At 38.3% G+C, this 15819-nt stretch carries 12 protein-coding genes; 1 reads left to right on the top strand and 11 read right to left on the bottom strand.

The window, feature by feature from the left end; translation table 11 throughout:
• Position 1: 1 nt before the first annotated feature.
• From IEV89_RS11755 to IEV89_RS11705, 11 genes are all read right to left on the bottom strand, one after another.
• The gene (locus IEV89_RS11755) at positions 2 to 1159 is read right to left on the bottom strand and encodes a glycosyltransferase (RefSeq protein WP_188473697.1); all 1158 of its coding nucleotides are present in this window, start codon (positions 1157 to 1159) and stop codon (positions 2 to 4) included.
• 37 nt (positions 1160 to 1196) lie between these two features.
• Positions 1197 to 2273, bottom strand: coding sequence for a glycosyltransferase (locus IEV89_RS11750; RefSeq protein ID WP_188473696.1), 1077 nt, complete (start codon positions 2271 to 2273; stop codon positions 1197 to 1199).
• A 41-nt stretch (positions 2274 to 2314) separates the two neighbouring features.
• Entirely contained in the window at positions 2315 to 3484 is a 1170-nt protein-coding gene (locus IEV89_RS11745) for a glycosyltransferase family 4 protein (protein ID WP_188473695.1), read from the bottom strand.
• Between the two features lie 19 nt (positions 3485 to 3503).
• Entirely contained in the window at positions 3504 to 4769 is a 1266-nt protein-coding gene (locus IEV89_RS11740) for a cellulase family glycosylhydrolase (RefSeq protein ID WP_188473694.1), read from the bottom strand.
• A 54-nt stretch (positions 4770 to 4823) separates the two neighbouring features.
• Positions 4824 to 6017 (bottom strand): hypothetical protein, encoded by a 1194-nt coding sequence (locus tag IEV89_RS11735; protein ID WP_188473693.1) that lies wholly within the window; start codon positions 6015 to 6017, stop codon positions 4824 to 4826.
• A gap of 50 nt (positions 6018 to 6067) precedes the next feature.
• A complete protein-coding gene (locus IEV89_RS11730) occupies positions 6068 to 8239 on the bottom strand; it encodes a polysaccharide biosynthesis tyrosine autokinase (protein ID WP_188473692.1) in 2172 nt (723 codons plus the stop codon).
• Between the two features lie 16 nt (positions 8240 to 8255).
• Complete coding sequence (locus IEV89_RS11725) at positions 8256 to 8690, bottom strand: arsenate reductase/protein-tyrosine-phosphatase family protein (protein WP_188473691.1); 435 nt, start codon at positions 8688 to 8690, stop codon at positions 8256 to 8258.
• 4 nt (positions 8691 to 8694) lie between these two features.
• Positions 8695 to 9828 carry a polysaccharide export protein gene (locus tag IEV89_RS11720; protein WP_188473690.1) on the bottom strand — a complete coding sequence of 378 codons (1134 nt, stop codon included), beginning with the start codon at positions 9826 to 9828 and terminating at the stop codon, positions 8695 to 8697.
• 475 nt (positions 9829 to 10303) lie between these two features.
• Positions 10304 to 11701, bottom strand: a complete 1398-nt coding sequence (gene wcaJ / locus IEV89_RS11715; RefSeq protein WP_188473689.1) for an undecaprenyl-phosphate glucose phosphotransferase — start codon at positions 11699 to 11701, stop codon at positions 10304 to 10306.
• A gap of 489 nt (positions 11702 to 12190) precedes the next feature.
• On the bottom strand, positions 12191 to 12877 hold the full coding sequence (locus IEV89_RS11710) for an EAL domain-containing protein (protein ID WP_188473688.1): 687 nt from the start codon (positions 12875 to 12877) through the stop codon (positions 12191 to 12193).
• A gap of 74 nt (positions 12878 to 12951) precedes the next feature.
• Positions 12952 to 13596, bottom strand: a complete 645-nt coding sequence (locus IEV89_RS11705; RefSeq protein WP_229746452.1) for a helix-turn-helix domain-containing protein — start codon at positions 13594 to 13596, stop codon at positions 12952 to 12954.
• A gap of 1448 nt (positions 13597 to 15044) precedes the next feature.
• Here IEV89_RS11705 and IEV89_RS11700 point away from each other — a divergent pair.
• Complete coding sequence (locus tag IEV89_RS11700; protein ID WP_188473687.1) at positions 15045 to 15806, top strand: HNH endonuclease; 762 nt, start codon at positions 15045 to 15047, stop codon at positions 15804 to 15806.
• The last annotated feature ends 13 nt before the right edge of the window (positions 15807 to 15819 follow it).

The following is a 15819-nucleotide window of genomic DNA, read 5'->3' as shown; positions in this document are numbered from 1 at the left end:
ATTATTCAATCAGCTCTAACATTTTTCGTGTTCTTTCGTGATAGGTAAATTGCTTCGCCAGTTCCAATCTCTTCTCTAGTGGAATGCCGTTGCCTAATAAAATATTATCGACATCGGCGATAAAATCATCGTTAGTGAGGCTTATGCTCACGTACTCTTTAAAGTCTTGTATCGCTTTCAGATTGACAGAGACTACGTTTTTTCCAGCGGCAAGATATTCAAAAAACTTCATAGGGAACATACTGTCTGTATATGAGTTAATCATATTAGGTAGCAAAGCCACATCAAAATACTTCAAGTATACAGGTAGCTCATTATAACTTTTAGGTCCAATAAGATGTATGTTTTTATGATTTTTCAATAAGGATACATCAGTCTCTGGATCTCCCTCACCGACTAATCCGATAAGCACAATCTGATAATCTGGTCTACTGGTAGCAATATAACTCAGAAGCTTAAAATTAACCTTATAACTACTTATTGCACCAATGAATCCCAAAATAGGTCCTTGGATATCTTTAATATCTGATGGCCGAGGAAAATCCTCAGTTAGACTTCGATTAAAATGATTAAAATCTGCAACATTTGAATGATAGTATGTGTTCGAGTTTATTTTTTTACGACTTTCATATAAATTGGGCGAGGTAACGAAAACTATATCTGCGTCTTTAATTAATTCACTTTCTGCTTCCTCTAAAATAGTAACCGGCATTCCTGGCTGTGCTTTTATTTCATCGACGCAGTGATAAATTAGAGTGTTATAGTCGCTGACATCGACTAAGCGTTTCGTTAAAGGATTATATGTCCACATCACTTTATCTTTAAATTTAAGATAACGAGTCCAGAAGTTAATCATGCCTTTTAAATATAATTTATTAAAAGTTCTAATTATCTTATATTTGTTCCACGGAAGTGTAACAGGAGACCATACCCAAAGATTATCTCTTTTCTTCTTTGGGGCGGCAAATAGTTTAGATACTCGTTTGAAAACGCGTGACATGTCTTTTTTATTAAAGGACGGCGCTCTTAAACCAAGTGAGTCAATATAAAAAACCTTATAACCAAGACGAGATAATTCTACCGCCACATGTTGCTTATTAGTCCAAAACGGATTATCCCAGTCAGCTGTAGAGAGTAATACAATGTCTTTATTTTTCATTATAGAATCCTATTCATTAAGTTTCTTTAAATAACTCTCAAGATAATTCATTCAGTACTTTGCAAAAATCAGTTGTAAATATGTCCTCATTCCGGGAAAGAAGACGCTCAAGATTTTCATTGTATATAGCTTTGGTGGCGTCTTTTCGTAGTTTTGATATTATTTTATTAGCCAGTGAATCTGTATTATGCGGTGAAAAAACATCATTCTTTGAGATGTAGTTCTTAAAACCAATAATGTCGGAAGCAATAATATCTTTATCTAATATAGCTGCTTCTAACAATACTAAAGGAACACCTTCAAATAGAGAGGGGAGAACGACTAAGTCACATTCATACATAATGCTTAATAAATCACTTCTATTACCCAGCATGAAAATGTTATGGCTGAGGTCGAGATTTTTAATTTCATTATTAATTAGGCTATCATCTGGTCCATCACCGACAATATAACATAATATATTTTGAGATGTTTTTTCACTAACAACTTTCAACGCTCTTACTAAGTCTAATTGTCCTTTCTGCTTGTTAAGCAAGCGTCCAGGGAGTATTAATTTGTAATAGCTTTTGTCATAAAATAATGGTGGAACATCTTCGACTTTAACTAATGGCTTTCGTTGGGCAAAGTTTTCTACAACCTTGATTGTCGCGCTGCAATTTTCTCTCAACTCAATCGCCACTTCATTACTTATTGTTATAAATGAGTCTGGTAAACGATATAATGGTGAGCACAATAGATCCTTTATTGTTCCACTCAACTTACCTGATCCCATTTCAATATGACTATGTACCATGGGGATGTAAGAAATAATATTCATTCTTGCAAGTTTTCCAGCAAGGACGCCGATATTACCAGACTCTATTCGTCCCTGAGATACACATATTATTGGATATTGACGTCTCTTTTCTTTCAAATATTGAGATAAAGAATATATCCTGCTCCAGCGAAACCATATAAACAGTGATGAAAATTTTTGATCAAAGTTATCTATTAACTTAATTTCACTAAAATGACCGTTGCTTTTGGAGAATTTTATCGCAGCGTCATTAGTGCTGTTAACAATGAGAATGCATTTTGTTTGATGTGACCGTGCACACGCTGCTGTTAAAAACATTCTTTCCTGGCCACTGAATATTCTAGATTCACAATAGAAGATCATCGGCAGTCCTTCGATGTTATGATGCTTTTATATAGCTCATCGTATTTACGCGTAGAAACTGCTATATCAAAGTTTTCTAGCACATACTTTTCAGCATTATCGCGTATTTCATTATGAGGCATATTGTTAAGTGCTTCACTAAGGCTCTTTTCCAGTTCCGGTACTGTTACAGACTTACATAAGAAACCCGTATTCTTATCGAAAATTTTATCTGGAATACCACCTACTGGCATGGCGACAATGAGTGCACCATGTGTCATCGCCTCTAGTGTTGTAAGACTGCTTCCTTCATATCTTGACGGTTGGACAAAAATACTACTATTAGCAATAGCAGACTGTACCTCTTCATCCGATGCTCCCATGTGTACTTTCAACGGGATATTATTTTTGTTGCTGTACTCAATGATTTTATCTTTCATTTTACCATTACCATAATGATCCCATGAAAAATGTGCATCAATTTTGTTTTTGGATTTTAATTTCCCCAAGGCTGCTGCAAGTAAGTCATAGCCTTTGTTATGCTCCATTCGGCCCACGCTCACAATACAAAGGCCTTTAGTCTCATTTCTTTTTTTAGCTTTCTTTTTTAATTGTTGAATATCAATTGTATTCGGAACTACATAGATTTTTTCTGGAGGGATTTTTAAATTATCTTCAACATTTTTTATCAAAATAGTATCTGTTGCTATTACAAAATCAGCGAGATGAGATTTTCTTAATAATGACCTGGTAAATAAACGATTAGCCAGTCGTAAAATAGAACCAGAACCAAACTCCTCCATTCCATGAGGATTAACAACCGTTGCTTTATTATCAAGTAAATTCTTTTTTAAAAAGGATAATGTTCCTGCTGATGCGCCATGAAAGTGAATGATATCTATATCGTCTTCCATGATTTTTATTTTATTAGCTACATGTTTACACCATTGATAGTAGGCCAGCCCCATTGTCATGAGTATTTTATATTTATCCCAATAAGGCCAGCGAACATCAATGAAATTGATAAATGAGGGTATGTTCCCTTTCACTTTATTACCTGGTGCAATCAGATGGATTTTATATCCTTTCTCATACATTTCATATATATGTTGATTGGCGGCTTTCTCCATCCCACCAACACCAATGCCAAATGAAATAGATCGTACAACGACTAATATATTTTTCATATTATTCTCTAAAGGAGTTTTATTTCAAAAAGACATCACCACTTAGGTTGTTTTTATCATAAATAACCGGCGTGGAACTATTGTTTTTCTTCATTAGATTTAGAGACTTTAAACGCCCATTTTGTTCCAACTGATTTTCATTCCAGTTTATCTTATAGTTTTTATTACTTGCAGTGTCTTTCAGCGAAACTGTCACTTGCCGGTTGTTATTATTCTTATGGACCGACACACCATCGATAATCATGTTTTTTAATGTATTATGCATATTAGTAAATGCTAAAGCTGCCTGCTTAGGATTAAAACTATTATCATAAAATCCAAAATTATGTTCTTGATTGTCTGAATCTGTTCCATCGTCGCGTAAGTCGTACCACCAGACACCTTTAATATAGGATTTTGATTTGGCCAGGATTGTGTATTTTACAATAAAGTCTGCAGCTTGTTCCTGGCTCACTCCACCTAAGCCTGCATGCGTTGGTACGCCCACTTCTGTAATATAAATTGGGATGTCTTTATTATTTTTAGGCTTGATACTATTATAGAAATCATCAATTTTTTGTATATTGAACTCTGGGTTTCTCAATGATTTATCAGCATTAAGGAAGGAGTAAGGATGGATTGAAATTCCGTCGATATAATTAAGGATCCCTTCATCTATCAGTTGATTGAACCATACTGTATCCGAAATATTCAAGCGCCTGCCATTTGGGCTGATGGGGTTCAGTGAGCCAGCAAGGACTTTAGCTGTTGGATCAACGGATTTTATCGCAATACTTGTTGCTTTAACTAATTGTAGGTATACCTCAGAAGGAGGAATATCACCTTTCCCTTTCATTCCTGTGCCAACAGTCCATTCATTCCATACTTCATAGTATGGAACCTTACCTTTATAGCGTGCGGCTACCCATTTAGCATAGTCGGCAAATGCTTTAATATCTTGAGCACTAGTAGGGTATCCACCATTGTTGTAATTTTTATTGCCATAGTCCAGTATAACTAATGGCGAAATATTATGGCTTTCTGCGGTTTTAATTAATGCATCATTAATTTCTAGCTTCTTCGGAATTGAATAATGATTTTTTATAACTTCTATATCATTCCAGGTAAGATCCTGTCTGAATGAATCAAACCCTGATTGCTTAATTAAACCAAGAATGCTCTCAGCAGACTTGCTATATTTATTTGCATGTATCCCTATTCCTTGTATCTGGTCAGCAGCACTTACGTTCATACACATTAATGCTGACAAAAAACATGGGAAAAAGGATATTTTCATTTTGAACATTTTCAGTTACCTCTGCATACAGGGTGTCATTTTACACTTCCTTGTACTGAAGTATTAGGTGAGTTTCAAGCTTATTTTTTTGGAAAAAACAACACCAATGATCACTCCACCATACACCGAGTAGAATGATGCCTCGAAGAGGTTTGACGTTATACCACCGGTTAGAATGACTAAAGCCACAATGAAAAATTGTTTACTATCTTTGGATGATTCAAACTTAAAATATAGAAATTTTATCATCCCGTAAAATGCCAATATCACACTTGCTATGCCAAATATGATATATAAGTACACGAACATATTATCTGCCGAATTTGCCTCGGCGGGTGTGAAGTAATATGTTGGAACACCAATTGAACCAAATCCTTTACCTATGAAATATTGTGTTGAATTCTCAAGTAATAACATGGCGTTTGGCCATGTTTGATAAATTCGAATTAGCATGGTATTGGTCAGCATACCCGTTGATACATTATTGATATTGAACATGCAATAATACGAAAACAGGCTTAGCAGTAGAAAAGTTATTTTTACTGTATATCTCGTAATCAAAGATGTACAGAATGCCAACACAAAGACAAAGCCGAGAGTAGCCATTGTTGTTTTAGTTGTTGTTAAGTAAATGAGATAACCTGACAACGCAAACAATACAGCAAAACTAATAAGACGCCTTTTGCTTATTAAATAAAATCCAAGAAACGTACAGGTTATGATAACTAATGTGGCGGAACTCACCGAAGTACCCGTAAAACCAGGATTTCTTATCATGCCATCGGATATCCAATCGCGCGAAACCACTTTGGTCACGCCGCCAATTTCTTGTTCTGCACCAATCCATGCCGCACCAAATTGGTTTACATAAAATATTCCTGCTGCACAACTCAAAAAATAGAAAAAGTTGAACCTGGCATTATTAAAAAAAATACGTTCATACAGTACTGATGAGTAGAAAAATGCAAATAAAAACGGAACAAAAATGTACAGCCCAAAAACAGATCCAATAAGTGAATTATTAATAATACCTATTGCTACATATAGTAATAAGGAAACTAACAGTAGGACTATTTTCTTTCCCCTTAAAACATCCGTGTATATTCTATATCCCAGCAAAACAACCATCATCGCTATTGGCAGAAAGCGGACATAAGGGAGGTATAATGTTAATGGGCCGGTAAAAGCTTTGACAAATATAAAGATATGAAATGTATACCACGCAATATCATCTACATTTATTCTTAATTTTTTCATATATTCTTTAGCCGGCTTAAATGACAATGTTTTGATGGTTAGATTAATCGTTAATTCTTGTCAGCATATGAATACCCATAGCCATTATATCCATATCCGTATCGACTACTCGCTCTTCTAACGATACCATTCAACACACAGCCTTTAACTTCAACATTGCTTTGCTCCAGTTTTCTTATGCTAATATCTATTTCTTTCGCAGTGTTTTCTTCAAAACGAGCAACAAGCAACGTAGTACCTGAATAAGACCCAATAATAACTGCATCTGTAACGGCTAATACAGGAGGCGTATCAATAACAATAAGGTCATAGTTATCATTTGCCCAGGTCACTAATGCTTGCATTCGTGGATGCATTAGAAGCTCGGCAGGATTCGGAGGAATTGCTCCTCTTGATATAAAATCAAAGCCTGACTCTTTTATTGCTTTAACTATGTTAGGCAGTCCTTCACGACCAGATAAGTAATCCGAGAGACCACCCTCTACGGGGACGCCTAAAACTCTATGAACGTAGCCTTTACGCATATCCGCATCTATATATAATACTTTTTTCCCTGAATTTGCGATAGTGGCTGACAAGTTAGAGCTAATGAACGTTTTACCCGCCTTAGGGCTTGCCCCCGAAATCATTAACACCTTGTTTTTTGCTTCCATCATCGCGAAGTGTAAGCTGGTTCTTAAACCTCTTATTGCCTCTATCGAAATATCAGCGGGGTTCGTTAAGAACAGTAAACTGTTTTTTGCGTCAACGGTATGCCTTCTACTCCCTAATTGCCGGGCTTTGTTATTATTTTTATTTAGCCATTCTGATATTGGAACGTTAGCGTAGACATTAACCCCCAGATTTTCTAACTCTTCAGAAGACTCAATGCCATGTCGCAATGAGATTTTTAGAATAATTGCTCCTATTGCAATAAAACCACCAATAAACATCCCTATAAGGATGCCAAGTAACTTCCTTGGTTGAACAGGTTTAGGATCGGTAATCGCCTGGTCAATAATCCTTACATTACCGATAGCACTCGATTTAGAGATGCTGAGTTCTTGCTGGCGATTAAGCAACTGCATGTATACCGCTCTTCCTGATTCAACATCCCTGCTTAACTTCAGGATTCCTTGCTGTGTCGATGGCATTGACGAGACTTGTTTATTAAGTTTCGCTTGCTCATTCTCTAATGTCGCTCTTTTCTCGAGTAGTGCTTTATAAGTCGGATGCTCTTTTGTATATAACTGTGAGATCTCTGCTTCTTTGAATGTTAATTCATTGAGCTGATTGTCGACATTGACTATTTGGTCTAATACAGACTTAGCCTCTAATGACAGATCAACCGAATTTTTCTGTTTTCTATAATCATTTAATTTGTCTTCGGCAGTATCAAGTTCCTGCCTAACCTCTGGCAACTGTCGATTTAAAAATTCGAGACTTTTTGCATCTTGCGCCGCCTGGCGTTCAATATTTTGATTCAAATAATTCGTACTGATTTTATCTAATATTTTAGTGATTAGTGCTGGATTCTCACCTATTAATGTGAGACTTAACATCCCGGAGTCTTTCCCTTGTTCATTGACTGCAAATGCTTTCGATAAATTGTTAATGGCATCTAGTCTTGATAACTCTTTAACCTCAAACTCAGTACCCGCATCTGCATTTATCTTAGTGACTAATAATGATATATAGGGTTTCTTTAAAATGACCCCAACATGCCCATCATATTTAAAACCTTCGCCTTCAACGGTGAAGGTATTTTTATCAATGATGGTGACGACGACTGTATTTGAACCGATCACATCACTTGACAACTTCATATCAGAGATTGCCAAGGTTCCTTCGCTTTGACCGGTAAGTCTTGACCAGCCTTTGCCAAACAATGGGAAATAGCTCTGCTTTACAACATGTCGTAGGTCAAGTTGATCAACCGTTTTACCCAAAATCATTCGAGACTGTAATAGCGATATTTCAGGCGCTGACTGTGGAGCGGTATCAGGGAGAACCTGACTCAAACTACTTAATATGCTGTTTCCTTGTTTTTGCTCAACCTGAACTAGCGAACTCGCTTGATAAATTGGCGTTGAGAAAAAAACATAAATTATTGCAATAAGCGTTGTAAACGACACTATTGCGATAATCATTTTCCAATGATCAACGAGTTCCCCAATGAGACGGCCGACATTGATCTCGTCTGAATCATTGAAAACAGTATTTTTGGTTACGCCAGATCCCATGTTTTTATCCTGATAATCATTTGTTCAATTTGCCAATCCAACTTTGACATGCGAGGTCAATAGTCCCGTACACAGACTCAAACGCTTCATAACTCTTGCGATAAGGGTCAGATATCTCTTTTTGTCCTAACCAATAACCCAAAAGCATGGTTTTCCCCCTTGCTTCGGGCGCTATTTTTGAGATTTGCTCAATATGATCTTTTTCCATCACAAGAATAAGGTCATATTTCCTCGCTAAGGATGCACTAAACTGCTGTCCTACATGCCCTTCCAGCGATAGACCATTCTGCTCAGAGATTAAGCATGCAGTATCATCTGCCGCATGTCCGACTAATGCGCTGACACCGGCAGAATCTATTTTTTTTACTGGCAGATGATTTCGTAACAGTCTTTCAGCAATCGGGGATCTGCATATGTTTCCAGTACAAACAACGAGAATGGAATTAAACATTTTCTCACCAGTTCCTGATATAGCGAACGTTTTCTGTCATATCATGCAGACCTGTGATGGTCGGCACCAGTTGTGAAATAACGCGATTCCAACGAACAACAGGGGCTGTGGTGACATAGACAATATCGTACGGTTGCAGTTGGAATTCAGTACTCAGCACCATCGCGGAGGCATCTTGTGCATTTAACTGATAGATATTGGCAATCTTGCCGGTTTTATCATTTTTCAACTGACGCACGACAAAGATACCGCTGGCATCGCTCATCGCCTGCGAAATACCTTCTGCATGGCCCAATGCTTCAGCCAGCGTCATACCACTGCGATCCATCTTCAGCGTCGCCTGCTTGCCGACTTCACCCATTACAAATACTTTCAGGTCATCATTACGCGGAATAAACAGAATATCCCCGGGATAGAGCAATTTATTCTGTGTCAGGTCGCCCCTTTGCATTAGGGCATATAATGAGATTTTGGAATCCTGGCCGTTGTGGGTCAGTACGACGTTACGCCAGTCGGCATCAGGAGCCAGGCCACCCGCGGCATTGATCGCATCCATCACAGTCAATGGAATATTGGTAATCGCCTGCTGGCCAGATTTCGCCACTTCACCCGTAATGTAGGTTTTTTGTGAGCGGAATGCCGCGATGCTGACATCGACCTGCGGGCTTTCAATATAGGTAGTTAGCCGGCGGCTGATATCTTTACGGATCTCGCTCAATGTTTTACCTGCAACCGCGACCTTGCCGATATAGGGATAGAATATAGTGCCATCTGCATTGACCCAGTTACCTGTATCGCTGGCGCTGCGATATTGCCCTGCCGGCGTCGTCAATTCCGGGTGTTCCCACACTGTCACCATGAGCACGTCACCCACACCAACACGGTATTCATAGCGGCTGAGGAGAGCATCTAACTGCGGATTGGAACGGGCGTTAACCGGTACCGGACGCAGCTTGTCGATCAAACCTGGTGTCATCGGTAATACGTTAACCATTTTATCCAGATCAAAATCACTGTCCTGCGCTTTGATGATGTCTTTACCTGAAGTGCTAAGATCCTGTCCAGGTAGCACGTTACAGCCACTTAATAGCCCTAATGCAACGGCAATCACCGAAAATTTCAAATATTTTTTCGTCATAAGTTCATATCATCAATGAAGAAGAGAGTAATCTGTCAGTGTTAGTGTCAGTGAATGGTGTTAATAAACAGAAGTGGTCACTTTGAAAAAAAACGGGGCAATAAAACCCGGTAGACAACCTCAGTTTTGGTAAAAAAGAAGAGCACATTAAGAGTTATCAAAAACGCCTGAACAATTTTATCCGTTTGAAATAAATATTATTCATTCCACTTATTTTATTGGAGAGACGCCAATAAAGGAGTCATACATTCAAAACTATTTCACTCTGAGTTCTCACCATTGCAAGACTCCTTTTAACCCAAGGAGTCTATGTACGAAGCGAAGGGTTACACCTGATGCTTAAGGCATCCTGTATTAATTTCTCATTGTATTTGAAGGGTTTTTTAGCGCCATAATGCCTGGATAAAAAATGTAATAGGGTTGACGATATTTCAACTTAACCCGTAATAAAGGGACCTAAAGAGTCTGTATAAGATTAATATGCCGTCTTACTGACAAAGCCTTTGAAGAAGGTTAAGAATATAATCTCAAGATCCAACCAAATGCTCCAGCCACGAATATATAACAGGTCAAAGTCTACACGTTTTTGCATCTTGTCGAGTGTGTCAGTCTCACCCCGGAAGCCATTAATTTGAGCCAATCCGGTAATGCCGGGTTTGACTTTATGGCGGAGCATATAGCCTTCGATCAGAGAACGATATTGTTCATTATGAGCGACCGCATGTGGTCTGGGACCGACAACTGACATCTGACCGAAGAGTACGTTAAAAAATTGCGGTAACTCATCGAGAGAGGTGTTTCGCAGGAATTTCCCTAGCTTAGTGACCCGGGGATCATTTTGCTTTGCCTGTACCACTAATCCACCATTTTCCATGACCGTCATCGTACGGAATTTCCATACTATAATAGGCTTACCGTCCATGCCATAGCGAACCTGGCGGAAAATAGCCGGTCCCGGGGAGGTCAGTTTAATCGCACAAGCAATTATCATGAGTGGAACGGAAATCAACAGAAGGATAATAGAGGAAACCGCGATATCTTCGATACGTTTGAACACCATGTTAATACCGTTTAATGGTGTGTCAAACAGTGGCACAACAGGTATTCCATTGATTTCTTCAGTGCGTGACTGGAGGATGTTGAATGTAAATACATCAGGAATCAGCAGTACAGAACAGGTCGTATCCGTGAGTTTCCGCACAATATTTTTTATTTTTAACTCATCCTTCATACTCATCGCAATATAGATGCGATCCAGTTTTCCGCCGCGGGCATCTTCAATAAGTTGGTCGAAATCTCCAGCGTAATTAATACCGGTGATACCCTCTAAAGGCTTTTCATCGTAAATGCCGGTCACAACGAAACCCATCCATGGTTCGTCAATAAAACTACTGATGAGGTTAATGCCTGCGGGCATTGTACCGACGACTGCAACCCGTCGAACATTGTATCCCATCTTGCGTAAAAGACCGGATCCGACCCGAATACCAATACGACATAGAAAGAATCCAGCTAAAACGGCAAAATACCACTCAATGAAAATCTTGAAACCTAAATAAAAATCACTTAAGACTGAAATTAATCCCAGAGTGACAATCAAGCTTAGTGTCCAGTTCTTAGAGATGAGAACCAACTCAGCAGACATTTTCACTCCACGCCAAGAGCGATAAAAATCTGTAATTCCGCCAATCATTTGGAATGCACCCAGAACGACCAACGCTGTCAGTACATGTTTATAGTTAAATGTCAGTTTATTACATAAAATCACTATATACAGGCTGAAGAATATTATTGAGATATCAGAAAACCGCTGAACCATTGAAATCAATGACGCATTGGCATTAGAGCGTGTGCGATTGTGTGGAGTTTTCATTCTGGTTTCACTCTTATTAGGGTTTTGTTGAATAAATCAGATTTAGATAAAATATTCCCCTTCAGTCACCGCTCTTAGTCAATGCAGTAATTCCTCTGTAAAAGCGCCGTCTTTATAGGTGGGATTTTCATGTGCTCTTCATCATTAACAATAACAACCATGCTTCGTAAAACTAAAAAATATGATTTTTATTATGGTTAATAGTAGGGGGGTGAAAATATGAGGCTGGCATGATTTTAACAATACGTTAAAACCACATCGCCTATATGCTTCGCACCTTAGTAAGAGTCTTAGTAAGAGTGTTGAATTGCCATTTTTTTCGGTTGCTTCAGATATTTTAGCTACGCTACCGCCCCTGGTTTACGGCTACCAATTTGCCAAAATAGTTGCTCAATAATCAGGGCGATAAAAAGACCTCGCCATAATATTCTGACGATTATTCTTTATCTTTATAAAAGCATAAAAAATTTCATTCTATCTATTGCTCAATCAGGAAAAATATTGAATTATTTTTTCCTGGTTATAAGACCACCATAATGCCCCTTGCATTGCCTGAATATCGCTACCCTTTAAGTATTCAATGTGGCTATAGTGTTCAACGCCACAAATGATAACGCCATTACAATAGGGCCTCAGGTATTCAATAATTTTACGGAATGATAAGGTTCCCTGGTGTTGCCAGAAAAAACTCTCACTTATTTTTATATACTCAAATTTTTCATTCATCACCAGAGAAAGACTGGTGCTTCCTTCCCCAAAACGGTCTAGCCATAAGGTGCAGTATTTTGTCAGAGCATGAAGAACAGCACGTTCTTCCTCAATTTCAAACTCCTTGAAATGCTCATCCAGCGTCAGTCTTATGTAACTATGCTGTTGTAATACCTTTCGTATTGCTGTGTTACTAATGATATGAAGTGCAATGTCATAATCGATAACGATTGATAGCAAAAAAGAGTGATTAATAAAAACATCTTCATTGACACAAGCGATAGTGACCTGGTCAAAGAATGCTTTTATTCTGTCTTCTTCCGGTACAGCATCCCGATGCTCTTTAGTATTAAATTGATGTTCGTTCTTCTCTCTTTTTTTCACCAATTCAAAACCAAGCATTCCACCTGATACTGTGACTATGGGCTCGAAGACATATCCGGAGTTACTTCTTTTCACCGATCGCATTCCTTACTCCATGGATATAAGCTTAACGATATGTACTCAAAAACATGTACTCAAAAACCAGCAACACGTGCTTGTTATATTGATTTTTGTAAAACGGCTCTGTTTCCCACAACATGTTTATGAAAGAAAAACAAACCCGAACTGCTTTTGGCGTCGACGCCAATCTTTCTCAGTGAATTACATTTATGTACACTGATGGTCTTCACACTTAGCTTTAATATATTAGAAATATTTTTAACTGAAAGACCCGACATCATCATAACTAAGATTTTTTCTTCCATTTTTGTAATCTTATAATTAAATACATCCTCGTCACTCATTAGGTTCTTGAGCTGTATAAATTTCTCTACTGCGCTGGAAATCTCTGGTAAATACCTCTTCTTTTTAAGAAACTTGAACTCTTTCTTAAAAAGAAGATCTAGCATCAACATATCGACCTCAGAAGAAAAAATAAGAACTCTCTCTGGTTCTAATATGCTGTTGTGTTCATTTAAAAACTCATAGCACTTGTGAAAACCGTCTCCAGAAGGATCGATAATTAGATAATCTCTTGTACACAAGTTCACCTTGTCATCAGAGCCAATGAACATGACTTCGGTAACGTAAGGCAGTTTCCTGGATACAATCTCCTTTAACGCAAGCCTAGTAAACTGGCACTCACTCCAGATTATTAACCGAGGCATTTTTCCGCCTAATAGCATGGGTTTAAAGACGCTCAAAGACTTCTCGATGAGAGCGTGAAGAATAACTCATTTTTTTAGTGCGATATAAAGACAAGCATATTAACTATGCTGATTTCATATTTACTCCACTCCGTTTAATGTATGTAGAATAATACGAGGGCGAAACTCTTCCAATCGTTTATCTCACTCGCAATTACATCTAACAATAGGTTTTATCGATCGATTTACACTTTTCTATCAATATATTCACACTTTTTACTAGGCTTAATCCTAATAAAATTCCTATTTTTCGGTGGAACTGTGAGCTATGTAACGCTTTAGCTTCAATGTCGCAGTGAAATCTAGGCGCATTCTTAACTTGAATGGCTCTCATTCCAGTTTTTTATCTACTTGGTTTATTATTCTTTTTATTTAATTTATTTTTGTTTTTTATGCTGTTTTGGGTGGAATTTTGGTTTTTTTTTTTTGCGCAACCTAAACGAAAAAGAACCAAAACAGGGGAATTTCTTAAAATTGGGTTGAGAGGTTAAAAATATTAGCTTTTTTAATTAACTTGTGATTTTTATTGTCACTTTTCATTTTGAATCATCATCTAAGCTAATTACTAATCAAGATCTTCTGTGTGATTATCACTATATTTCAACCCATTGATTGTTTTTAATGGCATTTTTCATCTCATAATTACTAAGTCTATTCTTAATTTGGAAAGATCTATTCAGGAATAAAATTATTGTTCTTAATACATTATCGAATAAGTTGACGTCTTAGCGACCGTCAGGAGTTGAGTACTATCTTATTTGTGTTAAGTCGTAGATGTTACAGAATGTGGCGGAGAAGGGCAGCGAGACATAGCGCGGTACAGATGACGTGTTGACTCGCAATACGCTGCTCAGCAGGTTTGAAACCTATTTACCTTAAGCTAAATTCAGCCGGTTTTTTGCTTCGGAGCTATCGCGACACAATGGTTGAGGATGCGAATGCGAGTGCCCGGCAGTGAGTTACAGTCTCTTCAAGTTCAAGCGGGGTAGTGGTTCAAAAGTATGGTTTGAGGGCGTGGCTGTGATACAGAGCCACAGCATTGAATCTACACATCCTCAACTGAATAAGTCTTGCAATGGCTATTCGTTTGTCTGTTGGCTCATCACGATGGTCTTATGCTAAGCGGTACGCCTTTTCATCACCCCAAGGTGACCACTGAGCATAGTGATGCGAATATAATACCATGAGATGTGGTGAATTCATGTGTTGAACATGATGGCTTGTCACTTATAGATCGCCACGCGTATCGCTAGAGCGGGAAAATAGCCTTGCGGAGTGATAAAGCTATTTATCATGCTCGACGTGTAATCCGGTTACTGGATTGAAAAGGATTAATGGGAACGTGATGTTTTACTATTTATAAACTGCATTTTGCGTTCTGTTTTTACACCGGCATAGTGAGTAGAATCGATAACTCGAACTCATACTTACTGGATAATAAGCACATGGCTGGTGTGAACCGTTGGACTCGTGATCAACTTATCGTCGCTTTCACTCTTTATAGTCAAATTCCTTTTGGAAGGCTGCATTCAAAGAATTCCGATATTATTCACTATGCCAATCTCATTGGCCGTACGCCCTCTGCATTAGCTATGAAGTTGGTTAATTTTGCCAGCCTTGACCCCTTTATCATTGAATCGGGCCGTACGGGTTTGAAAGGTGTGTCTAATGCTGACCGCGCTTTATGGCAAGAAATGACGGAAGACACCGCAGCATTCGGCGCACAATGCGAGCAAGCGATGGAAAAACTTGAACCGTCTGCAGTGCAAATACAAGACAGTGAAGTTCATGATTTTAGTGGCAGAGAAAGAACGACAATTGTTAAGGCTCGAGTCGATCAGCAACTGTTCCGCAAACACGTTCTAGCAGCCTACGAATATCGCTGCTGCCTGACCGAACTGGAAGAACCCGCTTTATTGGTTGCAAGCCATATTCGTCCGTGGAGTCATGCTGTTGAGCACCGTTTAAACCCTAGCAACGGGCTATGTCTTTCCAGTCTGCATGACAAAGCTTTTGATCGCGGTTTGATCTCGTTTAATGACCATCTAGAGATGCTGCTTTCGCCGCAAATTAAGAAACTTAAAAGCACCATTTACATTGAAAATTTTGCCAATTATGAAGGAAAGAAGCTTCGGTTACCGCGCCGTTATCCGCCCGATATAAGCCAGTTAAAATATCATCGGAATAAAATCTTTCTCGCGGAATAATCAAAAGGGCGCC

It is taken from the genome of Hafnia psychrotolerans, from assembly GCF_014639435.1.
GTDB classification, from domain to species: domain Bacteria; phylum Pseudomonadota; class Gammaproteobacteria; order Enterobacterales; family Enterobacteriaceae; genus Ewingella; species Ewingella psychrotolerans.
Note: the sequence above shows the minus strand (reverse complement) of the source record. Positions and strands in the feature narration are given on the sequence as shown.

Bases quoted from the DNA above. Each gene is read 5' to 3' on its own strand.
- IEV89_RS11755 (WP_188473697.1), bottom strand. From the start codon at position 1,159: ATGAAAAATAAAGACATTGTATTACTCTCTACAGCTGACTGGGATAAT.
- IEV89_RS11750 (WP_188473696.1), bottom strand. From the start codon at position 2,273: ATGTTTTTAACAGCAGCGTGTGCACGGTCACATCAAACAAAATGCATT.
- IEV89_RS11745 (WP_188473695.1), bottom strand. From the start codon at position 3,484: ATGAAAAATATATTAGTCGTTGTACGATCTATTTCATTTGGCATTGGT.
- IEV89_RS11740 (WP_188473694.1), bottom strand. From the start codon at position 4,769: ATGTTCAAAATGAAAATATCCTTTTTCCCATGTTTTTTGTCAGCATTA.
- IEV89_RS11735 (WP_188473693.1), bottom strand. From the start codon at position 6,017: ATGAAAAAATTAAGAATAAATGTAGATGATATTGCGTGGTATACATTT.
- IEV89_RS11730 (WP_188473692.1), bottom strand. From the start codon at position 8,239: ATGGGATCTGGCGTAACCAAAAATACTGTTTTCAATGATTCAGACGAG.
- IEV89_RS11725 (WP_188473691.1), bottom strand. From the start codon at position 8,690: ATGTTTAATTCCATTCTCGTTGTTTGTACTGGAAACATATGCAGATCC.
- IEV89_RS11720 (WP_188473690.1), bottom strand. From the start codon at position 9,828: ATGACGAAAAAATATTTGAAATTTTCGGTGATTGCCGTTGCATTAGGG.
- wcaJ (WP_188473689.1), bottom strand. From the start codon at position 11,701: ATGAAAACTCCACACAATCGCACACGCTCTAATGCCAATGCGTCATTG.
- IEV89_RS11710 (WP_188473688.1), bottom strand. From the start codon at position 12,877: ATGCGATCGGTGAAAAGAAGTAACTCCGGATATGTCTTCGAGCCCATA.
- IEV89_RS11700 (WP_188473687.1), top strand. From the start codon at position 15,045: ATGGCTGGTGTGAACCGTTGGACTCGTGATCAACTTATCGTCGCTTTC.